The sequence below is a fragment of the Paraburkholderia phenoliruptrix genome (assembly GCF_902859825.1).
GTDB classification, from domain to species: Bacteria; Pseudomonadota; Gammaproteobacteria; order Burkholderiales; family Burkholderiaceae; genus Paraburkholderia; species Paraburkholderia phenoliruptrix.
The window spans coordinates 1-20,013 of sequence record NZ_CADIKB010000064.1; the positions used below are offsets into that span (position 1 = coordinate 1).

The 20,013-nt window shown below is 61.4% G+C and carries 24 protein-coding genes; 19 read left to right on the forward strand and 5 right to left on the reverse strand.

Going from position 1 to position 20,013, the window contains the following annotated elements:
- Positions 1-742 precede the first annotated feature (742 nt).
- Entirely contained in the window at positions 743-985 is a 243-nt protein-coding gene (locus HV711_RS31490; RefSeq protein ID WP_035486268.1) for a helix-turn-helix domain-containing protein, read from the forward strand.
- A gap of 10 nt (positions 986-995) precedes the next feature.
- Positions 996-2,147: a site-specific integrase gene (locus tag HV711_RS31495; RefSeq protein ID WP_244142787.1), complete on the forward strand. Its 1,152-nt coding sequence runs from the start codon at positions 996-998 to the stop codon at positions 2,145-2,147.
- Positions 2,148-2,182: 35 nt separating this feature from the next.
- Here HV711_RS31495 and HV711_RS31500 read toward each other — a convergent pair whose 3' ends face one another.
- The 4 genes from HV711_RS31500 to HV711_RS31515 form a co-directional block, all read right to left on the reverse strand.
- Positions 2,183-2,608 carry a lytic transglycosylase domain-containing protein gene (locus HV711_RS31500; protein WP_082201638.1) on the reverse strand — a complete coding sequence of 142 codons (426 nt, stop codon included), beginning with the start codon at positions 2,606-2,608 and terminating at the stop codon, positions 2,183-2,185.
- Positions 2,608-3,021 carry a hypothetical protein gene (locus HV711_RS31505; RefSeq protein ID WP_063826584.1) on the reverse strand — a complete coding sequence of 138 codons (414 nt, stop codon included), beginning with the start codon at positions 3,019-3,021 and terminating at the stop codon, positions 2,608-2,610. Before HV711_RS31505 ends, HV711_RS31500 begins: the two co-directional genes overlap by 1 nt.
- A 69-nt stretch (positions 3,022-3,090) precedes the next feature.
- Positions 3,091-3,513 carry a hypothetical protein gene (locus HV711_RS31510; RefSeq protein WP_175145580.1) on the reverse strand — a complete coding sequence of 141 codons (423 nt, stop codon included), beginning with the start codon at positions 3,511-3,513 and terminating at the stop codon, positions 3,091-3,093.
- An 11-nt stretch (positions 3,514-3,524) separates the two neighbouring features.
- Positions 3,525-4,580: a PRTRC system protein D gene (locus tag HV711_RS31515; RefSeq protein ID WP_035486242.1), complete on the reverse strand. Its 1,056-nt coding sequence runs from the start codon at positions 4,578-4,580 to the stop codon at positions 3,525-3,527.
- Positions 4,581-6,101: 1,521 nt separating this feature from the next.
- On the opposite strand from HV711_RS31515, the gene HV711_RS31520 reads away from it, so the two are divergent.
- The 4 genes from HV711_RS31520 (at position 6,102) to HV711_RS31535 (ending at position 10,022) form a co-directional block, all read left to right on the forward strand.
- Positions 6,102-7,583, forward strand: coding sequence for a phage integrase N-terminal domain-containing protein (locus HV711_RS31520; protein ID WP_082201637.1), 1,482 nt, complete (start codon positions 6,102-6,104; stop codon positions 7,581-7,583).
- Complete coding sequence (locus tag HV711_RS31525) at positions 7,564-8,358, forward strand: hypothetical protein (protein WP_035486238.1); 795 nt, start codon at positions 7,564-7,566, stop codon at positions 8,356-8,358. Before HV711_RS31520 ends, HV711_RS31525 begins: the two co-directional genes overlap by 20 nt.
- 576 nt (positions 8,359-8,934) lie before the next feature.
- A complete protein-coding gene (locus HV711_RS31530) occupies positions 8,935-9,507 on the forward strand; it encodes a hypothetical protein (protein ID WP_035486236.1) in 573 nt (190 codons plus the stop codon).
- A gap of 26 nt (positions 9,508-9,533) precedes the next feature.
- Positions 9,534-10,022: a hypothetical protein gene (locus HV711_RS31535; protein WP_175145582.1), complete on the forward strand. Its 489-nt coding sequence runs from the start codon at positions 9,534-9,536 to the stop codon at positions 10,020-10,022.
- Positions 10,023-10,038: 16 nt separating this feature from the next.
- On the opposite strand, the gene HV711_RS31540 is transcribed toward HV711_RS31535, so the two are convergent.
- The gene (locus tag HV711_RS31540; RefSeq protein ID WP_254604950.1) at positions 10,039-10,980 is read right to left on the reverse strand and encodes a hypothetical protein; all 942 of its coding nucleotides are present in this window, start codon (positions 10,978-10,980) and stop codon (positions 10,039-10,041) included.
- 151 nt (positions 10,981-11,131) lie between these two features.
- Here HV711_RS31540 and HV711_RS31545 point away from each other — a divergent pair, with 151 nt between their 5' ends.
- The 13 genes from HV711_RS31545 (at position 11,132) to HV711_RS31605 (ending at position 19,874) form a co-directional block, all read left to right on the forward strand.
- Positions 11,132-11,695 carry a hypothetical protein gene (locus HV711_RS31545; protein WP_035486227.1) on the forward strand — a complete coding sequence of 188 codons (564 nt, stop codon included), beginning with the start codon at positions 11,132-11,134 and terminating at the stop codon, positions 11,693-11,695.
- A gap of 83 nt (positions 11,696-11,778) precedes the next feature.
- Positions 11,779-13,008 (forward strand): hypothetical protein, encoded by a 1,230-nt coding sequence (locus HV711_RS31550; RefSeq protein WP_175145584.1) that lies wholly within the window; start codon positions 11,779-11,781, stop codon positions 13,006-13,008.
- Positions 13,009-13,130: 122 nt separating this feature from the next.
- Positions 13,131-13,682: a hypothetical protein gene (locus HV711_RS31555; RefSeq protein ID WP_051224853.1), complete on the forward strand. Its 552-nt coding sequence runs from the start codon at positions 13,131-13,133 to the stop codon at positions 13,680-13,682.
- 166 nt (positions 13,683-13,848) lie between these two features.
- Positions 13,849-14,973, forward strand: a complete 1,125-nt coding sequence (locus tag HV711_RS31560; RefSeq protein ID WP_175145585.1) for a hypothetical protein — start codon at positions 13,849-13,851, stop codon at positions 14,971-14,973.
- A gap of 5 nt (positions 14,974-14,978) precedes the next feature.
- Positions 14,979-15,533, forward strand: a complete 555-nt coding sequence (gene flhC / locus HV711_RS31565; RefSeq protein WP_051224860.1) for a flagellar transcriptional regulator FlhC — start codon at positions 14,979-14,981, stop codon at positions 15,531-15,533.
- A 47-nt stretch (positions 15,534-15,580) separates the two neighbouring features.
- The gene (locus HV711_RS31570) at positions 15,581-16,999 is read left to right on the forward strand and encodes an Eco57I restriction-modification methylase domain-containing protein (protein ID WP_051224851.1); all 1,419 of its coding nucleotides are present in this window, start codon (positions 15,581-15,583) and stop codon (positions 16,997-16,999) included.
- A gap of 197 nt (positions 17,000-17,196) precedes the next feature.
- Positions 17,197-17,433, forward strand: coding sequence for a type II toxin-antitoxin system Phd/YefM family antitoxin (locus HV711_RS31575; protein WP_035486222.1), 237 nt, complete (start codon positions 17,197-17,199; stop codon positions 17,431-17,433).
- Positions 17,433-17,810, forward strand: a complete 378-nt coding sequence (locus HV711_RS31580; protein ID WP_035486220.1) for a type II toxin-antitoxin system VapC family toxin — start codon at positions 17,433-17,435, stop codon at positions 17,808-17,810. The genes HV711_RS31575 and HV711_RS31580 overlap by 1 nt, the downstream gene beginning before the upstream one ends.
- Positions 17,811-18,603: 793 nt before the next feature.
- On the forward strand, positions 18,604-18,831 hold the full coding sequence (locus HV711_RS31585) for a hypothetical protein (RefSeq protein WP_035486215.1): 228 nt from the start codon (positions 18,604-18,606) through the stop codon (positions 18,829-18,831).
- Between the two features lie 13 nt (positions 18,832-18,844).
- On the forward strand, positions 18,845-19,084 hold the full coding sequence (locus HV711_RS31590; RefSeq protein WP_035486212.1) for a hypothetical protein: 240 nt from the start codon (positions 18,845-18,847) through the stop codon (positions 19,082-19,084).
- Between the two features lie 13 nt (positions 19,085-19,097).
- Positions 19,098-19,364: a hypothetical protein gene (locus HV711_RS31595; protein ID WP_035486210.1), complete on the forward strand. Its 267-nt coding sequence runs from the start codon at positions 19,098-19,100 to the stop codon at positions 19,362-19,364.
- Positions 19,361-19,666, forward strand: coding sequence for a hypothetical protein (locus tag HV711_RS31600; RefSeq protein ID WP_051224849.1), 306 nt, complete (start codon positions 19,361-19,363; stop codon positions 19,664-19,666). Before HV711_RS31595 ends, HV711_RS31600 begins: the two co-directional genes overlap by 4 nt.
- A 7-nt stretch (positions 19,667-19,673) precedes the next feature.
- Positions 19,674-19,874 carry a hypothetical protein gene (locus tag HV711_RS31605; protein WP_035486208.1) on the forward strand — a complete coding sequence of 67 codons (201 nt, stop codon included), beginning with the start codon at positions 19,674-19,676 and terminating at the stop codon, positions 19,872-19,874.
- Positions 19,875-20,013: the final 139 nt, after the last annotated feature.

Sequence of the window (20,013 nt, forward strand, 5' to 3'; positions counted from 1 at the left end):
CCGGATTGGCAAGGCGGTTCCGCGCGGTTTCTGGTCACGACGAAACGCAGGTGTATTGCACATCAGGGGCGATCTGCCAGAAGCCATTCAAGTAATACTCGCCCGAGAGGTAGGGCGAACTGCCCCCTGGACAACCGCACCCGCCACCGGCGAAAGGGTTGCCAATCTGGCACATGCCCGCAGGGTTACCCGAGATCTGATAGGTGCCGTGGAAGTTTCCGCCCGCGGCCTTCCACACACCGGATTGGCAAGGCGATCAACTCATGCAGGTGACCCAGAAATCCACGTCGGCGTTGCCGTTCCATATTTGGCTTGTAGCTTGCCAATCGTATTGACCGCTAGCATTCGGACCAGCCGCCGGCCAAACATGGTTTATTCCGCCTTCAGGGTAGCCAGACGACCCGGTCGCGAAACAGAACTTGTGCCATCCCAGATCGGGGCTCGAGCTTTGTGCAACGTCGTAGGTGCCGCTGATCGTTAGGCTTGCACCAGGCGTCTGCCACACACCGGATTGGCAAGCCAATAAGCAGGCGAGGAAAGGGGCCGCGGGGCGAGACCCCCACACGTGATTCCGTGTCAGACCGGGGCCCGGTCGCTGGTGAGCCGCAGCATCGTGTCATCGGTTGTAATAGGCACACGTCATACCCCATTTGTATCAAAACGGGTCAGAAATTCCGACAACTGTAGGATGACGACGATAGTCGGAGAGATGCAGAATTCTGGCAGTTATTTTTCGGCCAGAATGACAAGTTATAACCGAGCCTTTGGTAAGGCACTCCGCGGGTTCCGGAAGGCGACGAAGAGCACTCAGGATGCTCTGGCAAACGACGCCGGACTTGACCGAACGTACATTTCTCTCCTCGAGCTGGGGCAACGGTCTCCCACGCTAGAGACGATGTTCGCCTTGTGTCGGGCGCTCAACATTTCCCTCTCCGAGATGGCGGCCGCGATTGAGGCTGCATTGCCGCCTCACTTGGATGAGTGAGGGGCTGCACGTGGCGGAAGTTCTGGTTGCCGAGCCGGTCGGCAAGAAGGTGCTCGTCAAGGAAGCACTTAAGAAATACACCGAGCGGATCTCGATTAGCAAGCGGGGCTACCAACAAGAGCGGTATCGAGCGAAGATGATAGGCCGCTCGTTCCTGGGTAAGCTCGACTTGCCCGCGGTGACATCTGTCGATATCGCGAACTATCGCGATATGCGTCTCAGTAGCATTTCAAAGAATACCAAGAAGCCGGTATCCGCGAATACAGTTCGCCTTGAACTCGCGTTGCTCAGCGACATGTTCAACGTGGGCATCATCGAGTGGGGTGAATGCCAGGACAATCCAGTCACGCGCGTCCGCAAACCAAAGTTGCCCCCGGGAAGAGATCGACGCGTGACGTGGGGGGAAGAGCGACGGATTCTGCGTGCCGCCACGGCCTATAAAAACGATCAGGTGTATTCAATCGTCGTTCTCGCTATCGAAACGGCCATGCGGCAAGGGGAGATTCTCGGCTTGACATGGGAAAACATTGACCTGCGAGCTCGCATTGCCCATCTCCCGATAACCAAGAACGGCACGAAGCGCGACGTTCCGCTGTCCCTGCGAGCGGTCGACGCACTCAGCCGGAGGGGCGTGAAAACCGAAGGCCCGGTGTTCGACTACACATCAGACGGGTTCAAGAGTGCGTGGCGAGCGATCCTCGGTCGAGCGCGCGTGCAGGACTTGCACTTTCACGATCTTCGACACGAGGCTGTATCGAGACTCTTTGAGCTCGGGACGCTTGACGTAATGGAAGTAGCGACGATTTCCGGTCACAAGAGCATGCAGATGCTCAAGCGGTATACCCACCTGAAGGCCACCAATCTGGTTGCCAAGCTGGACGGCAAGCGAATGCTGAACAAAGGGAAGAAGATGATCACACAGACGGTGATCCCTTACCCCGCAATTGTTGGGAGCGAGCCAGACGCGACAACGCTGGAGTTCATCGACTTTCCGCACCTACGCGTGGAGGGTGGCTCAGTGGATGACGTGACTGCTCGCGCGAAGGACATGCTGTTGCGCGAGCTGGTCAACATGATGAAGGAGTCGAAGAAGGCGCCGGCACCCACGCCTCCGCTCGAATACGCAGAAGATACCCACGTCCTCTTGATTGATCCGTTGTAAAGCGATGGGCAGTCTGGCCGCGCCGCGCTTGGGCGTCAGCCGGGGGGCATGAGTCCCCACGCCATCAGGATTCGCTGAATCGCCGTCGCGTACTGGTCGCGGTAACGCGGCGTTTCAGAATGGTACGAACCGATGGCTGCCCACGTGTTCCCGTACTTGACCATCTTCTGCTTGAGCTGCCAGGCGGCAACGTAGATGTTGACGCACTGGTCCTGCAGTGACGATGGGCTCACCCCATAAGCCGCGAGCTCTGGGAAGTGAATAGAGTTGATCTGCAATTCGCCCACGTCGATCGAACCATTGGAGTTGCGATGAACGGCCGTGGGGTCGCCCTTGGATTCATACCACGCGATCGCCCGAAGGACGTTCGGGTTCACCGACTGATAGGCGGCGGCGTTGTCGAAGCAGTCTGCCTGGACGGATTGCGCTGCGGTCAGCAGTGCAAACGCCGTCCCCGACATCAGCCCCGCAAGCCGACGACTGACGCGAATGCTGGCGTGCAAAGCGAGCCCCCCGGGTGGAAATTTGATCGGATGCCGCGGCCGCGCGAGTTGTCGGAGTCCGACGAATCGATGTCGCACTTCGACGCAACCGTCGACAGCATCGCGTTGAGGTTGTCGATCCTGCCCAGCAGACGGTTCAGGCGAACCACCAGCCACGCGAGCGCCGGCGTCAGCTTCGTGCCCGACATCGCAGCGGAGTAGGTGTCGACCACCTCACCGTTTCGCTCGATCAGACCGTTCTTCACCCCCTCCATACGAAGGAACAGATCGTACAGATCCGCGCGGCCATCGCCGTTGCCGCGCAATTGGGCCGGAACGCTCCGGCGGTCGAACTGCGCGTATTCACACATGTATTGATTGGTCACGCTCATGGTTTCTCCTTGATTTGTCTTACAGGAGTCAATCTACCGAAGTGCGTCTCTGTTTCTAGCCCTGTCGGCTTAGTCCGGCAGCCACGCGAGCGCGGCCTGGGATGCGTCCACCACAAGGCCGCCAGTCGGTTCAGCGGGGGAGTGGGCCGCAGCCGGCGGAACGGGCTGTGAAACCGCAGCGATCGGCGCTGCGGTTTCAGCGGGATCAACGCTTTGAACCTCGCGTCGTGGCTCGACTCGCGCCGCGGTGGCTGGTTGAGTTACCGGCATCGGCACCACAGCGGCAGCGTCTCTCGAGTGAATCAGCTTGACGATATCTGCGACCGATTTGATCGGCCCATGCAGTTCCTCGAGGTGGGCGCCGAGCTCGGCGAGACGAAGAAGCTCGGCGTTTGCGTCGGAGCCTTCTTCGAGGCGCTCCATATGGCGGAGAACGGCGTGGTGCGTGGGAACCGTGATCCGCATCCGCATTGCGGAAGGTGGGCGTGCCATGGTCGGGTCCCTCAGGCTGCGGCACGGGTGCTCGCGTCTCGCGTCGCCCAGAATTCGCCGGCGTATTGAAATCCGCGGACGTTGCTGTAGACGGGATCCGCGTCGGTATGGATCTGGCTGTGCGATTTGCCCAGTTCCTTCTTCACGTAGTCCGCGAACAGATGCGCTCCGCCACCGGTGATCAGGATGTTGTCGATGTCGGAAATGTTTCCGATCGACAGCAGCATTTCGTTGATCGCGTCTTCGACGATCTGCGTCACGATCGGGCGCATCGGCGTGATGTCGACTTGCCGGCCATTGATATTTAGCGGTGTCTTGACGCGAAGCGCGTTGTCGATCCGTTGCATCGTTCGCGGATTGAGCGTGAGATCCGGAGCAATGTGCTCGGCCACTGCGCTGATGACGGCCCATACGGACTTTGGCGTGGCGCTGCACCGGCCGGTAAGGGGGCGGGCGCCCTCGGTGACGAACCAGTCGAGGGTGCCGTATCCAGCGTCGATGACCAGGTTCGTTTGGTACTGCATCGATTCCAGAAGTTTGCGCGGGACCGCGTAGTTGTAGAAAGCGCCGCTCGGCTGCGGGAAGACCTTCACTCGACGCACATCGACTTTGAGAATCTGGTCCGGCTGCACGGGATTCGGAACTTCGTGAACGCCGGTCAGGAGGCCCTTGAGTTCGTCGGCGTAGCGATCGTAAGTGGTCAGCGGCAGACCCACCACCATGTAATCGACAGCCTGCAGGCGCATCTTCTGAAGAGCTCCGAGGAAGAGTGCTCGATAGATGCGAGTAGTCGAGTAGGCTGCGGCGACTTCGCGCTTGTATATGCCCTTTGATTCCGCGAGAGCATCGGCGCCGACGGCATAGCTTTCGCCGTCGACCGTGACGACGATGCGATCGGCCTTGCTCATGAGACCGCCGGTGAAATCCGATTGGGTGGCTCGCGGTGCGAGCGAAGGAAACAGGCCGACTTGGGCGTCTTTGTCGATGTCACGCTGCGAGGTGGTGTACTTGGTGTTGCCGTAGCCGACGTCGATGGCACGAACGATGGGCGGGGTTGCCTTGCTCATATAGGTTCTCCACAAGAAGTACGCAAAGCATATGGGCTAATTTACTTCTTGGCAAGAAGTAAGGCCAGAAATTGGCCAGTTATCGGCCACGCGCTGGCGAGCTGCGGCCCATATCCGGCCAATAGCTGGCCTGTTGTGGGGATTTGACGATGGAACGAAGCGTGAAAAGACAGGAGTCTGGGCCACAGATTGGCCACTTATGGGCCAGACGTGGCCGCACTTTCTGAGAGTTATCGGTGCGATTGGCTGGATGATAGATCACCTTCGTGAATCGCCCTACCGTTTTTCTGTGAGCTGCAAAAGGTATTGTAAAGAGAGTGTCCTGCCATGTGGCGTGAGACACATGAGCACGAGGGTGTTCGGGAATTTGTGTAAAAGGTAAAGAGGTAGAGAGGCGATTTAGATTCTTGACAAGAACCGTTTACCTATCTAATCTGCCAACCATCGATAGCACCGCACGGTGCGTTGATCGGCAGCTGGGCCGCATCTAGCCACCGACGCTGGCACGTAGGCTCCGTCGGGACCGGACGCGCAATGCGTCCAAAAGCAGGAAAGTCGAGGCATTCGCCTCGCCCGAAATCCGATGAGGATCGCTCGGGCAAAACGCAACTCGTGGATCCCTCGCGGATTCACACGGCTCGCGAATCAGCGACGCCGGGCATCGCCCCGCTAAAACCTTTCATCTCGACAACGACCCCTGATCGCACGATGACCTCCTGCGCGAATAGCGCCGGGTTGGTCCGGCAAGCATCGCGCATCGAGCGTGCGATCGGCGTCAACGTCAGCACTGGAAGCCTTTGGCACAACAAAAGCTCGCGCCGCTTACATTCCGTCAGGAAGCGTACGGTGCGACTTTCTCGCAATACGGAATCGGTACACACCACCGACCCAAAATGTGTGAATCGCTCCGACTGGAGCAGCCCGCCAGCCGCCTGACCTACACGGGCGGTATCCACTGGCGCGAAGCGCGTGCGCTTCTAGTCATTCCGATGACTCTCATTCCGCTGGACGCGGCTTCGTGCGAAACGCATGGAAGCCGACCTACCCGTTTTCGAGCGCCCGTTGAGGCGTGTCGGGGGCGGGCCTGGTATCTGGCAACTTGCTCGGGCCCCGTCACGGGTTCGGAGGCTGCAAGGGAAGGGATGGGAGGAAACAGATTCGTTCGGGACGCGCTTAGGGCGCTAACCGAGAGTCAGGAGGAAGTCGCACCTCTTAAAAACGCGACAAAGGCTCCCCGCTTAGGACACAAGCGGGGATGGCGCGAAAGCGCATCTGTTCAGCCGAGGGATCGGTTGTGCAGTTCCAAAAGTTTCTAACGTGATGGCTCTGCCACCCCCCGTCGCTCCGGAAGGCGACAAGAACGACCCTGTAGGGACAGAAGTAGACATCCGGCCTCAAGCCCGGAGGAATTGGAGCGCTCATGTGCCGATTCCTGCGGGAATGAGACCGGGTGAAGAATCGACGTGCTCGCGCGCCTACCGACAGAGCACACCAGGGCAAGCAGGAATCAGGAGTACAGGGATGACGGACTTCTTCGAAACGGACGGTAAGACCGATACGGTCAAGCATGGTGCGGCGGCTTCTGTTCCTCATGGGAACTGGAGGAAGCAACTTGCCGACCTTCTAAAGCAGCAGGAGAACCTACGGACAGTTCGCGGTGACCGACGTGCGTCGGACAAGACTCTCGAAGCCCGTGGCCACATTCTCTATCAGGGCTTTCATGAACTGCGCATCCTCGGTTACCGGTTCGACACGATTACCAGCTTCCGTCAGAAGCACATGCAAGCTCTCGTGGATAAGTGGCTCGATGAGCGCAAGGCCGCGTCGACTATCCAGAACCGGATCACGACATTCCGTATTTTCTGCAACTGGATCGGCAAGCCAGACCTGATAGGCCCGACCGCGCAATATGTAAGGGACCCGAAGCGAGCTACGCGCACGCTCTCTGCGCAGGTCGACAAGAGTTGGTCGGGAAACGGCGTGAACATTGACGAAAAGCTGGCACAGATTCGACAGGCAGACGAGCGCGCCGGGCTGATGCTGCTCGCGGGCCGGACGTGGGGGCTGCGCCGGCTGGAGATGGTCTGTATCCGGCCATATGCGACCGTAGTAGTAGGCGGCACCACGAACATCGTCGCGTTCAGCGACGTGAAGGTGTCCCGTGAGGAACTGAAGACCGCGATCGCCGCGAGCGGTTCGGGGCTTCCTATCAAGAAAGGCACGAAGGGCGGGCGGTATCGTGTGCTTCCTCTGGACACACCGGAAAAGATCGATGTCCTCCGTCAGCTTCAGTCGGTAGTGCAGGACCGTGACGGCTTTCTTGGCTGGCCGGGTGAATCGCTCAAGACCAACGCCCGCCGCCTGTCGTACATCGCGAAGAAGTTCGGGCTGACCAAGGCCGATCTCGGCGTCACGCTACACGGCCTACGCCACGAGGTGGCGAACAACGAGTTCGAACACCTGTCGGGTGTGCAGAGCGCGATCCGTGGTGGTAATAGTCCGCTTCGCGGCGAAACGCGTGTGGCGGCTCAACTGGTGGCGCAGCTTCTCGGCCACTCCCGTGTGTCGATCATCAGCGCCTACTGCGGCAGCGTGGTCAACATGGGAGAAATCCAGAAGAACCGCGCGATCGCGGAGCTGGATGCGCTGCAGCCGCACCTTGATGCGATCCGCGCGGCACTGGAGGGTCACGGCTTCGTCAGCCTCTACATGGTCGGTGCGCGTGCGATGGGTAAGCGTCGTCCGCAGGACGTGGCTGTTCCGTACGAGTTCATGACATTCGGGGAGGCCGGCCAGCCCACGTATGCGCTGCGGGCCGAGCTCGAGGCGCTGCTTTCGACGCCTGTCTACGTCCGGATCATGTCCGAGGAAGGGGATGAGGCGAGCGCGGCCTACCTGAACAACATGCTTCAGGTGATCGACGGCACGACCGGAGGAACGGACCTTAGCGCCGAAGATTTCGGACTGGACGATGGAGGCAGTGATGCTGCTCTTGAGTCGTGATGGTGTCGGGGAGAACGCGCGGGACGTTGCCTCCGAATGGACTCGGGACGGCCGGAACTGGATTTGTCGTGCGGCGGAGGACTCGGTTCGCTGGATGCTCGGTCAGGAAGCGCGAGAGGTCAAGGCGAAGCTCGTCGCGGATGGCGTCGAATATCGGCTGGTGCGCGATGGCTCACTGCTCGGCTTCATGGCCGAAGTCCTGACTGGAACTGCCAGTGACGCTTATGGAACTGTGGCCATGCCGGTTCCAGTGAGCGGCTCACTGATAGGCACAACTGCTCGTGAATTCCGGGACGAATTCGGTGTGGATCTTCCTGCTGCGTGGGGTGGGCTGATGGCTTGGTGTGACGGCTTCCAGATCGGACGCATCGAAGTGTTCGGCACCGCAGCCGGCCGGACGGGCAGTGTCTCACCCGATGCGCCGCGCGGGATCGTGGCTGCGAATCGCTCGCTGCGGTCTTCTGTTTCCGCCCGGGTGCTCTGGCTCGGCGCGATGGTTGGCGTCTCGTTCGGCATCGATCTGGAGTGCGGCCTGACCGTGGGCATCATGGATACCGACCGGAGCGTGTGGATCGCTACGCGCCGCCCGGGTGAAATGCTCGCGTGGCTGCTTGGCCTCGTCACACTGCGCGAGGTTGCTTTTCTTGATCCACTGACCGAAGGCGACTGGCCATCTCATGTGGCTGACGTGCTCGCCTCTCCTGCGCCGGTGCGTTCCGTTCGTGAGTGTCGCTATCCGGGACGCCCGGGCGAGCAGGAACGGTTCGGGCTGTAGGTTACCGGCCTTACGGCGACGCGCCGCCATAGGGGAGATCAGTGGTGGATTGTTGCGTATAGGTCCCGAGCGCCGCGTAAGAACTCTCTAACAACTGCCACGGTTTGCGCAATCTTCTGTCGTGGGACCGCGGTTTCTGGACGGATTCGCGAAGTTTAGGCAGGAAAACACCTCTCCCGGTCATCGCTTTTGGGTCTTTTCCGGTATTTCCCCGGGATTTTCGAGACTGCGCCCGTCGAATACCGTTCCCGGCCCTGTAGATCTGGTCACCATTGGGCGGCGCGGAGAGGGGCGCGATGGATCTGCGCGAGGTCTGCAGGCCCGCCACTCCCGACGCGAGATCGCAACGTCGAGGGCGACGCGCTGGCGGCGTGAGGCGCAACGGCGACCACACGCCGTAAGTGTCGGGAAAAGTCCCGGGATAGCTGCCCATTCGGGATTTCTGCGTCGCGGCCCGCTCCGTACACTGACAGCAGTAGTGAACGACCGTCTTCCCGACGCCTTCGACAACCTGCTGTCTGCTTGCTCCAGGGCGCCGCGAATTATCAACCCTTCGAACCGGACGCAACGATTCCAATGAAGAAACTCGTCTCCCTGATCTTCGCGGCGTGTGCCGCGATTGCAACCACGGCCCACGCAGCGGGAGCCGTTCAGTCGTCCATCCACCTGACGGACTCGCCCAGCGACGCGTTCATCGGCGATTCGATCGACTGGAACGTGAAATTCGGCAAGGATCCCCGGGATGTCGTTTTCAGTCCACGCGGCTCGAGCGCGAGCGCAACGGACATGATTTTCCTGACACCCGGCGGCCCGGCGGTGTACGACATCGCGAAGAACGGCGCCGCCACGCCTAACAACGATCGTCGGATCGTGCAGGACGGCGGTACGCTGGAACTCGCGCCGGTGCGGGTTTCCATTCTTGAACTGCCGGGCGAGATTACCAAGGTCGAAGCCTCGAAGTCGCTCAGGCTGCATATCAAGGGCGTCGTCGATCATCGGTATATCGCGCTGAAGTACCTGCCGGTCGATCACACCGGGATCAAGGAATCCGGCCGCCTGACCGTCACCACGGATTCCGGAACGTATTCGTTCGCCGTGGCCGTCGGCTCCGGCGGAGCGCCGGTGTACCGTCTGGCGACCGGCATCTGATAGGGCAGTGCTTGCGAGATCAGGTAATGACCCAGCAGCAAAGTCCAGGAGTGGCATCACGCCCGCTCGAACCCGATCCGTTCGCGTTCGAGCTCGCTGGTGCCATTCTCGGGAAACGCATCGAAACAGACCATCGCGACTACAACGCCTTGCTCGCGCGCCTGCGCGATGCTGGCCGGCCGGTCGAGCTGGCGTTCTATGGTCCGGATGCCGCGACCGCCTGCTGTGTGATCGAAGCGGTCGCGGACGCGAACCTGAGGGCCATACCGGCTTCCCGGATACTCAGCCGCATCGCGAGCCTCGATCGACGCCGATCCGCTTCCGTGTCCGCGGATATAGCGCGGTTCGATCCGTCCAGGCTGGGAGGACGTGGCGCCGCCGGCCGCCAACGCGATCGCGCCCGGTCTGCCGAGCAACGGCTACTGCTGGCGAGTCGAATACATCGGTTGACTGCGGAGCTTGAGCGCCGCGAGAACGTTGGGCAGGGGCAGGCGGCTGCATTCCCCCTCGTGTGATTCCTGAGTGGAAGCGTCAGAGGTAGTGGTGGAGTCGGACGGCCGCGACGCCTACGGTTAGCCAGATCATGAGCGGCGCGAATGCGCCGAGAAGCGTTGCCGCAAGGAAGGGCACACGTGAGGCCCGTTGCGAGGACGCGGCATACTCCCGCGCCCGGTCGATGGTTGCACTGACGGTGTCTCGCACCAACTCGTCCGGGTCCGTCTGCAAATTCCAACCGGAATACCACGTCAGGTCCGAATTGTGGATCTCGCCCACGAACAGTGAAACCTCGTCCACGTTGGCAAGCCGTGCGCGCTCGACGGCGTATTCGAGCATGTGGATGCTCCGCAGCGGTATGTTGATGTACGGCTCGATGCGCGCCAGCCAGAACCAGTCCCTGTCCGGAAAGACCGGCCCCGCGAACTGGCCCCTGCGCCGACGCCGACGGCAGTTCTCGACCAGGTATGCGTGTGGCGGCAGGAACCCGGCGATGCGACGGCGCTCGTCCGGCGACAGCAGGTGAAACGCCGGGGAGCCGCCGATGTCCTGCAGGCGGCGCACACCGCCGGCGCCGAAGCGATCGGTTGGCGTGCGGCCTTCGCGCCTCGACTGTCGTACGATGCGGACGAAACGCCACGGCATCAGCGATGCCGCGATCTGAGTCATGAATGCATCGCGCGGCGGAATTTCGAGCCAGTCGTCCATTTCCACATCGATACCGTCGAACAGCCGCTTGAACTGCGTCTCGCCGAATCGCAGACCGGCGGCGGCCCTGATCGTCCGATTGACGAACGCCCGGTATTGCAGGTTTGTTCCGCCCTTCAGGCCATGCAGCACGCCGTACACGTGGCACTGGACGCCCAGGTATGTGAAGTTGACGGCGTCGAGATGTTCCGGCAGCGGCTGCTCGCCGCCGAGCAGGTCGTTCACGGACACGTACTGGGTGTGTTGCGCAGGGTGCAGGTCGCGGAGCATGGTGAAGTGAATCGGGAAGGAGATTGGCCAAATGGCATATATACTTCCTGACAGGAAGCGTGAAGCGGAGGATAACCGATGTGTCTGCTGGTGGGGCATACGTCGGCTCTCGCTTCTCACAGGATTCCGGAACCGAAACCACGGAGAGCCCATGCCAACGCCTTCAGAAGATCCTGCCGGGAACGACGACCTGTTTTCGCTCGCGCTGTATGCGCGGTGCGAGTCCGCGCTCATGTGGCTGCTCGTGACGTCCGATGACGTGGGAACGGAGGCGTTCGACCGCCACCGGAGCAATGCCTTCGGCGCCGCCAGCCGCGCCGGCTATCTCTATGCGGATGAGCCGCAACCGGCGCTGCTGCAGGACAACTGCGAGGTGAACGATGCGTGGCATTACGGCGTTGGCCAGCGCGAGCAGGAGCGGCGCGAGGAACAGAAGCAGCTCGAGCTTGAACGGCGCATAGCGCTCGCGGCCGCAAAGGACTGGGACGCGCTTGGGTATCGGCGGCCCGAGGCGATTCTCGCCGATCTGCAATCCGGGGAGCACGTGTGCGTCGCCGGCCATGAACTCTATCCGGACGGGCAGTGTGTGTTCTTCGAGAATGCGTACAACGTACCCGGCATTTTCGGTGACCTTCGCGAGCTGACCGTAGCCGACGTTGAGCATTTCCTCACGGATATGGCGAAGGGCGAGGAGTGGGGGCTGGTGCCGCTTTGACCCGGGCGGGCCGCGGCGGCGACGGCTGGAATGGCGCGCTCATTCCTGCATCATGGTTAGGCAAAGGTTGAGTTGCGAATTCGATGGAGAAGCTGATGCAGATTGACGAAGCCCTGTTCACTCGCAAGCGGGTGATGATAACTACGAGACCGCCGAAGTTTGCTGTGGCCGACCCTGCAAAGCCTTGGGTAATGCTGGAGGCGGAAGACGGCAGTGGCCTGACTCTCGCGTTGATGGGGCCGGACAGCGCTGAAGCTCGTGCAGACGCGGCCAGGATGATGAAACTCTGGAATGATTCGCTCGAGGCAAACGGGGCCTGTCCCGGAGATCGCAAGGCCGCGGCAGAAGACCAACCCGACTACGAGGGCGCTTTCCGGCGCGTGTGTGCGGACATGGGTGCCATCAATGCGCTGCTCGGTTTCGACGATCATCCCGGTATCGACCGCGTCCTGCGCGAGATCACGGTATTGAAGCTGGCGGGTGGCGCTGGCGCGATCCGCGACGCTGGCGACGGGCCGAGGCTGCGCTCCGAGACGATCCAACGCGTCGAACGAGGCGTGCACAAGCTGCTCGTCGATGCGCAGCATCCTGCGGGTGGCAATACCGCCAGCGCGCCGCCGGCCGGCTGGCGGGTCTATCCCAAGGCGCCGGAGTTCTTTCCGACCGAAGCCGAGGCGATGGCGCGTGTTCGCGAAAACCGGAAGGTCAACGGTTGGCCGGAGTCCTACGCCGAGCCGGCCGATCAAGCCGCGGCGCGGGCGCGCAACACGATGGCGAAGAACGTCTACCGTGGCATCGATGCGCTGCGCTGGCTGCTGAATATCACCACGGAATTCGACCGGAAGGACGTTCGCACACGTCAGGCCGCCCGACTGCTGGACGAATTCTTCTCTGCCGACGGCATCACGAACCGCGACGAACTGGAACACCTTTGGAAGACGCTCTACAGCGAGCTTTCCCATCAGGACAAACTGGACTGCCTGCGCGAGCCCGATTCCAGGAAGGCATCCGCCGAGTCCGACCATACGTTGAAGCTCCGGGCAGTCGAGATCGCCGACCAGAGCATGGTCGAGCTGCTGCTTGCTCACGCGGTACGCTTCGATGCGCTTACCCCTGCATTTGGCCTGTCGTCGGAAAACGGGACCGAAGTGCAAACGCTCGAGGAGGCCGATCCTGCCATTCAGGAAGCGTTCGAGTGGCTTCAGTTGCGCGACATGGCCGAGCTCATGGAAGAGTCCGGCGGCGCGTGCATCCTGCTCAAGGGGCATGCGCTCGAACACCTGAACCTCGACACTGGCCAGACCCTGCAGTAACTCTCCCGCACCGATGAACCAGCGCCGGTACCGCAGAAATGCGGCGTCGGAGCAAAGATACTTCCTGACAGGAAGTATCGGCATAGAATGCGCCTTGTGACATACGAGACGAGGGCACGGGTATGCGGGGCACGGCCGTAAATCCTGAACGGAACAATGCGGCTGGCGGGGAGGCGGAAGGCCTGTTCTCGCTGGCGCTCGACGCGCGGTGCGAGTTCGCGATGATGTGGCTGTACGTGAGTTCGGGCGACACGGGCACGCAGGCATTCGACCGGCATCGTGAAGCGGCGTACGACTGCGCCCGCCGTGCCGGATATCACTACGAGCACGAGCCGATACCGCATCTCCTTCGGGACGATGACGAACTCAGACTGGCGTGGGCTCACGGCGTCGTCAACAGCCACCGCGATCACATCAGGAAGCTGATCGCGGCGAACGACTGGCCCGCCCTCGATCTCCCGTTTCCTGAAAAGATTCTCGAAACGCTTCATGCGGGGAAGCCCGTTCACGTCGACGGCTACGGTCTCTATTCCGAAGAGGATTCCATCTGCAGTGTGAGCCCGTACGGTGTCGAGCGCGTCATGTGCGCCGTCCGGGATCTCTCCCTGGCCGGTATCGAGGGGTTCCTTGCGGATATGGCGCTCGACGCGGAGCGGGACGCAGTACTGCATTGACGCCCGGCACCTTGAATTCCGCGCTTCGTCCGGCACGATGAGTGGCACGCCGGATCAGGCACCTAGCCGCCAGCCACGCGCACCGCTGGCCGCGGCGAGCGCCCTGTCTTTCCACCTGAACCCGGAAGGAACTGGCTTTTCAACCCGAATGGGATGGTCAACACAAATGGCTGACATGGACAAGAACGCGATCGCGCAAGCTCTCCGGGAACTCGACTGGAAGAGCGTGCCGGTGCGAAACCGGGAAGCGATCGGGCAGGCAATTGAGGCGCTCGATGGCGGCGCGCAGAAGCAACCTGTAGCCGACGAAGCGGTTGCGCGGAACGAAGGGCGGGCGGCGCTCGAAATCGCGGGAGCAACGGCTGCTCTGCGGGAATGTCTGGCCGCAGAAGAAGCGTGGAGCTGGATGGCGCAGTTTGAAGGCGACGAGGCTGTTGACCAAGTTGAGCGAGCGCGTGCGGCGATCCGTCGTGCCGCCGCACGGGAAACAGCCCGCAAGCTGCTCGACGCCGCTCCCGGCGCCCCTGCTGGGGTAGCGTCAAGCGACGCCGTTCGTTTGCCTCAGTGTTGGTCGATTGAGCGCACGCACTATGAGAAAGATCCGGAGGCGGATCAACACGAAGACACGACTTACACCCTGCGCGGACCTGATCGGGATCAAGCGATTTATTACGACATCAGCGGTTGCAACGGTGTCGCGCATCGCTTCTTGAAAGCGCTTTACGAGGCAGCGGGCACCGCTCTTACGACTACCGTCGCCGCAGATGCGGCAGATCCGGTTCCGATGCTGCTGTTCTGCCCGGCATGTGGACTGCAACACATCGACGCCCCCGAGCCTGCCCGCGAGGGCGAGAAGGCATGGGATAACCCGCCGCATCGGTCTCACAAGTGCCACGCGTGCGCAGCGGTTTGGCGACCGGCGGATGTGCCGACCGTTGGCGTGGCCCGCATCCAGACGAGTGGCCAGGCGGATAACTGGGATGGTGCTGCTCATACGGTCGCCGCCGGCGCGGTACGAACGGTAACCATCGACGAGGCTGAAAAGAGCCTCCTGCGCAAGCTACTCAGCTTTGCGTGGGAAGTCGACATCATGTGGCATCGCGATCGCCATGAGATCCGGCGCATCAAGCTGGACGTGCGCGACGGCGTGTCGATGGCGCCGGGCCTGGTCGAGCGCCGTGTCGATCTGATCCGGGAATTCGTGACGACGGGCAGGAATGCGTTTTCCAGCGATGGCGACGCGGACGGCGAGCTCGTGATTGCGGATCAAACGGGCGAGGCGGCGCAGTGAATCAGGTGAAATCCCGACCGGACGCAGGCGCGGTCAGAAAGAGCGTGGTCGGAGAGGTCAGGGAGGTGACCCTGGCGATCGAACTGATCGAACTCGGGGCGCGGCTGCAACTGCTGGAGTGCGAGACGAACCTGTCGCGTGACCGCCTGATCAAGCTCTACAAGGAACTCAAGGGAGAGTCGCCGCCGAAGGGCATGCTGCCGTTCTCAGCCGACTGGTTCATGACGTGGCAGCCTAACATCCATTCCTCGCTGTTCTACAACATCTACCTCTTCATGCGGCGCGAGGCACAGTGCGATTCAATTCGCGCGATGGTGAAGGGTTACCGACTCTACCTGGAAAACGTCGGGCGCGACGGCGAAGAGGCCGTGCTGACGCTCACGCGCGCCTGGACGCTGGTGCGCTTCTTCGACTCGGGGCTGCTCACGATGGCGCCGTGCACGCGTTGCGGCGGGAAGTTCGTTATGCACGCACACGATCCACAACACGACTTCGTTTGTGGGCTTTGCGCGCCGCCGTCGCGAGCGGGCAAGACCCGCAAGGCGGCGGCGATTGCCTGACTCGACGCACCGACTGATTCCAGACAAGAACCATTCACGACCCAACCATGTGCGATCAAACACATACCGCGCGGCAAGCCGCGATCGAAGAGCTTCACGCCCGCACCGCAATCTATACGGCGAGCCCCGTCGTCGATGACCTTCTGGGGCGTCTAGGCTGGCCGGACGGCAACAGGCGCCTCGTGGATCCGAGCTGTGGCGACGGCATGTTCCTCGCGCGGGCGCTGGAGGCGCTGCTGGCCGCGAGGCCGGCCGGGTTTGATCCGCGCGGGCAGATCGAGGGATGGGAGATTCACCCGGCAGCATGCGTCGATGCGCGATCGCGTGTCGCGCTCGTTCTTGCCTCCTACGGCTGGTCACCCGCCCGCTCGGCGGTGCTGGCCAACGACATGGTCCACAACCGCGATTTCCTGACGCACGGGCCGACGACACCCCAATTTGACATCGTGGCGGGCAACCCTCCGTATCTGCGCGCCGCCAACGTCCCTGAACTGCTTCGGAGCGAATACAGTCGTCACGTGCCGGACTACGCGCGAGGCGACATGCTGCACAGCTTCCTCGAGCGCTGCAGCCGCACGGTGCGCCCGGCAGGCCGTATCGGGCTAGTGACGGCCGACAGGTGGATGGTCAACGCGGGTGCGAGTCGTCTGCGCGAGCGGCTTGGCCAGCGCCTGTCGCTCGCACACGTGGAGCGGTTGAGTGCCGAGACGGCGTTCTACCGGCCAAAGCAGCGCCGCGCGGGCTCGCCGCCGCGCGTGCATCCGGTGGCCGTGGTGCTTGTATCCGACGACGGCGCCAGCCAGAACCTGAGCAGCGAGCCGATCCACCCGGGCGTGGACGCGTCCCGCTACGAGGGCATGCAGTTGCTCGGTGACTTCGCGGACGTGCGCATCGCGCCGTGGCTCGGCACTGACGGGGTGTTCGTGGTCGACGCCGCGACGGCTCGTGGCCTGCCGCCCGAGTGCCTGGTGCCGGCCATCGACACGGACGATATCCGGAACGGAAAGCTCGGCACGCCGACGCGCTGGGCGGTCCGCACGTTCCCCGGCGAGGAGCCCGCGCCGGAAGTCATGGCGCACCTGGCGAGCCGGATGCACCTGATGGCCAAGCGCGGCAGACAGGGGAAGGCGTGGATGCCGCCAGAGTCTTTTCACGCGCTCGATCTGTCGCGCGAGTCGCTGATCGTGCCGCGGATCGCGAAGACGCCCAAGGCCGTGCGCGTGCCGCCGGGCATTCTGCCGATCAATCACAATCTCAGCATCGTCGCCGGCGGCGCGGTCACGCTCGATCAGGTAGAGGAGGCGCTGGCGTCCCCAATCGCGGCCGAGTGGGCGCGAGACTTCGCGCAGCGCCTTGAAGGCGGTTACCTGTCCCTGACAACGACGCTCTTGCGGCGCATGCCCATGGTGAACGTACCGGCCTGCCGACACACGTCGTCCGTTGAGCCGGCTTTCCCGAGGACATGAGCAAGCACGGCCCACACAAGCGCATCCGGGTCTGATCGTCCCTGATTGCACCTGAACAAGCCGACGAGCGCGCGTATTCCGAGGCGCGTTTGCAGTTAAAGGCTCGTCTGCTTGTGCCGTTAATTCACTGAGAGGCGATGCCGGTTGACCGCTGTGAGGGGGTGGACTAACATGGGCTAAGTCCACTAGGAGTAGTTATGCAGACTGTCAACATTCATGAAGCGAAAACGCAGTTTTCACGGCTGGTCGATGCCGCCGCGGGCGGTGAGGAAATCATCATCGCCAAGGCCGGCAAGCCGGCCGCCCGACTGGTGCCGATTGAAAAGACCAGGGGCACGCGGCGCTTCGGGGGCCTCAAAGGCAAGGTCCGTATTGCGGACGACTTCGATGCTCCGCTCCCCGATGCTCTTCTCGCAGCATTCGAGGGTCGTTGATGCGTCTGCTTCTTGATACACACGTCTATCTCTGGTCGGTCATGGACGACCCCAAGCTGACGAGAGCGGCGCGCACGTTGATTTTGGAGGCCGACGAAGTATATGTAAGCAGCGCCAGCATCTGGGAGGCCTCGATAAAGGTCGGGCTAGGCAAACTTGAGGCCGACGTCGATCTACTTGTCTCGGAGATTGCAGCCAGCGGGTTCTTGGAACTGCCGGTCCGGGCGGTTCACGCAGCGTTGGTTCGCAGCCTGCCTGAATTTCACCGCGATCCATTTGACCGACTCCTGGTAGCGCAGGCAATGTCGGAGCCGTTGCGATTGGTAACTTCGGACGGGCATCTGTCGAAGTACACCGAACTCGTCATCACCGTGTAGGAAGATCGGAAACTTCGCCGCCACGCGCGGCACAGGAAAAGGCCGGCCGCGCCGGCATCAAGGAAATGACCGTGTTCAACAAGAAAGCTGCGATCTTCGTAAGCGTAATCGTGCTGTCGTCGGGTTTGGCTAATGCCGGTCAAATGGACCGTGCGACTGCCAGCAGGTCTGATGATGAGGCTCCGGCGACTATCGAATTGGGGAGTTTGGGTGCTCAACCCAGCCTATTCGACGCTGGAAGTCACCAAGCAGCGGCGGCGATGGCTAGGGACGCTATCGCTGTAGTACGAAACGAGCCTCACGCGCGCACATCTGCACTTTGGTTGGATGATAGTCGTCACTCGACCGCCAAGGTAACGGCGGGCCAGCATACCTGCGTTGTCTCGATGGAACTCACACCCGGGAAGCAGAAGCCGTATGGTTGGTTGGTAGATTCGATTAAGTGCGCCTGATTTCGGAAAGAGGGATCGCCAATGGTCATGTTGATAGCTCGACCGGTGCGAGACGGCGAAACTGATTTACTCCCTGGGAATGAGCGCGAGCCGCTTTTCCTGCGCAGTTTGGCCGGTCAAGTAACGCTGCGCATCGACCCGACGACCCCATGGACGCACGAGAGTTTGGTAGCTGCGGTGGAAAGTGAAGCAGCTAAGGCATTCGCGAGTGAGCACTTCGGCGCAGATGCCTATCTCGGTGGCCTGTGGGTTGGTAGTTCGGAAGTTTAGACAACTGAAAATTGCGCAGCGATTTTCGCGTGCGCGAAACAGGAAAATTACGAATAACGAGGGCAACGTAAATGTTCACGCAGCAAGAAACGAAACGACAAATCGAAGCGCGAGGCGGAAAGGTATTTGCTTTCGATCGGGGCGAGTCGATGAACCTGGTATCCGAGAACCACGCGCAGCAAAAGCTAGATCGGATGCGCCGCCACGGATCGCGCAAAGTGAAGGTTGCCGTGCGCCGTGCTGGCATGTTGAACCCGAGCGCGGCGGTCGCGGCCGTTCGTATCGCCACGCGCGGCTAGGAAAATTACGTTAATGAATATCGCTATCAAACCATCTTTCGCACGTCGCTGGCTGGCTGTGTCGCTGGGTCTGTGGGTGAAGCTCGCGCCGGCGTTGGCGGTAATCAGCGTCGCATTGAAGCTGCTGGGGATCGGCGCGTGGGCGGCTATGCCGTGGCCGTTGGTGGTGTTTTATCCGGCGCTTACCGCGTTCTTGCCGCTGGCGTTACTTGGCGGCTGGCTGGCCGTCATTACGCACGACTGGAACCAATAAGAAAATTGCGAACATGGTGATGAAGCTGCTCCACGGTCTGATCGACAGACACTTGCCGATGCCTGCCGTACTAGCCGCCGCACTACGGGCAGGCACGGTGCGCATCGCGAAATCAGAGAGCGGCGAAGTTGCTTACTTCATCGCGCCACATTGCCGCAACGCGGAAGCAGTGAAGAAAGCAATCGCCAAGCGCAATACATGGGAGTTGGCGGCGACGGTAGCCGTCAGCGCGACGGTGGTAACGGTGGTTGTTGCTGTAGTACAGCAGGCCACTCGATGAACAGCACGGAAAATAATGCGATGACTATGACTACGATGATTATCTCGATTGCAACGTTGCTTACGTTACTCGCCGCGCTGACCATTGGACTGCTCGATCGTTGGTACGGGAAGCATTTTGCTGCGGCGGTCGAGTGCAGGAAGGTCTTGGAAGCGGATGGTCAAGAGCAAGATCACTATTCCTTCACGGCTTCGCGCTCGAACACATTTATCGGTCGCACCGTCGGCCGGGTCTATATCGCATTTGCTGCAGCCCGTTATGACCGCCTAGTGCGGAAACATCAGCCGATCGCGGCCGCATAGGAAAATCATGACGATTGGAATTGTAGTTTTTATGCTCGGACTAGCGGTGATGATGGCGTGCAGCGGTTGGGAATTTCTTCAACCGGTAGTGATTGCGTCGGATGCTCCGATTCCGAAGGTTGTTAAGAACGTGAAGAATGTGGGGCTTCTTATCAGCATTGTCGGCCTAGCCTTGGTTGTGTACGAGATTCAAACCAGAAGCCCCTGAGCGGCAGTCAACTTACAGCGGAAAATATCGGCAATGTCCCAGGCGTAGTTGAAGGTTGAAGGCGGCGGTTCGCCAGTGGAATCCGAGAGAATCGGGTTTCCAGGACCAACCTCCCGAACAGGGAACCAAGGAGAACCGC

What these genes read in the sequence shown, in the direction of transcription:
- HV711_RS31490 (WP_035486268.1), top strand. Translation starts at nt 743, where the DNA reads ATGACAAGTTATAACCGAGCCTTTGGTAAGGCACTCCGCGGGTTCCGG.
- HV711_RS31500 (WP_082201638.1), bottom strand. Translation starts at nt 2,608, where the DNA reads ATGTCGGGGACGGCGTTTGCACTGCTGACCGCAGCGCAATCCGTCCAG.
- HV711_RS31505 (WP_063826584.1), bottom strand. Translation starts at nt 3,021, where the DNA reads ATGAGCGTGACCAATCAATACATGTGTGAATACGCGCAGTTCGACCGC.
- HV711_RS31510 (WP_175145580.1), bottom strand. Translation starts at nt 3,513, where the DNA reads ATGGCACGCCCACCTTCCGCAATGCGGATGCGGATCACGGTTCCCACG.
- HV711_RS31515 (WP_035486242.1), bottom strand. Translation starts at nt 4,580, where the DNA reads ATGAGCAAGGCAACCCCGCCCATCGTTCGTGCCATCGACGTCGGCTAC.
- HV711_RS31520 (WP_082201637.1), top strand. Translation starts at nt 6,102, where the DNA reads ATGACGGACTTCTTCGAAACGGACGGTAAGACCGATACGGTCAAGCAT.
- HV711_RS31525 (WP_035486238.1), top strand. Translation starts at nt 7,564, where the DNA reads ATGCTGCTCTTGAGTCGTGATGGTGTCGGGGAGAACGCGCGGGACGTT.
- HV711_RS31530 (WP_035486236.1), top strand. Translation starts at nt 8,935, where the DNA reads ATGAAGAAACTCGTCTCCCTGATCTTCGCGGCGTGTGCCGCGATTGCA.
- HV711_RS31535 (WP_175145582.1), top strand. Translation starts at nt 9,534, where the DNA reads ATGACCCAGCAGCAAAGTCCAGGAGTGGCATCACGCCCGCTCGAACCC.
- HV711_RS31540 (WP_254604950.1), bottom strand. Translation starts at nt 10,980, where the DNA reads ATGCTCCGCGACCTGCACCCTGCGCAACACACCCAGTACGTGTCCGTG.
- HV711_RS31545 (WP_035486227.1), top strand. Translation starts at nt 11,132, where the DNA reads ATGCCAACGCCTTCAGAAGATCCTGCCGGGAACGACGACCTGTTTTCG.
- HV711_RS31550 (WP_175145584.1), top strand. Translation starts at nt 11,779, where the DNA reads ATGGAGAAGCTGATGCAGATTGACGAAGCCCTGTTCACTCGCAAGCGG.
- HV711_RS31555 (WP_051224853.1), top strand. Translation starts at nt 13,131, where the DNA reads ATGCGGGGCACGGCCGTAAATCCTGAACGGAACAATGCGGCTGGCGGG.
- HV711_RS31560 (WP_175145585.1), top strand. Translation starts at nt 13,849, where the DNA reads ATGGCTGACATGGACAAGAACGCGATCGCGCAAGCTCTCCGGGAACTC.
- HV711_RS31570 (WP_051224851.1), top strand. Translation starts at nt 15,581, where the DNA reads ATGTGCGATCAAACACATACCGCGCGGCAAGCCGCGATCGAAGAGCTT.
- HV711_RS31575 (WP_035486222.1), top strand. Translation starts at nt 17,197, where the DNA reads ATGCAGACTGTCAACATTCATGAAGCGAAAACGCAGTTTTCACGGCTG.
- HV711_RS31580 (WP_035486220.1), top strand. Translation starts at nt 17,433, where the DNA reads ATGCGTCTGCTTCTTGATACACACGTCTATCTCTGGTCGGTCATGGAC.
- HV711_RS31585 (WP_035486215.1), top strand. Translation starts at nt 18,604, where the DNA reads ATGTTCACGCAGCAAGAAACGAAACGACAAATCGAAGCGCGAGGCGGA.
- HV711_RS31590 (WP_035486212.1), top strand. Translation starts at nt 18,845, where the DNA reads ATGAATATCGCTATCAAACCATCTTTCGCACGTCGCTGGCTGGCTGTG.
- HV711_RS31595 (WP_035486210.1), top strand. Translation starts at nt 19,098, where the DNA reads ATGGTGATGAAGCTGCTCCACGGTCTGATCGACAGACACTTGCCGATG.
- HV711_RS31600 (WP_051224849.1), top strand. Translation starts at nt 19,361, where the DNA reads ATGAACAGCACGGAAAATAATGCGATGACTATGACTACGATGATTATC.
- HV711_RS31605 (WP_035486208.1), top strand. Translation starts at nt 19,674, where the DNA reads ATGACGATTGGAATTGTAGTTTTTATGCTCGGACTAGCGGTGATGATG.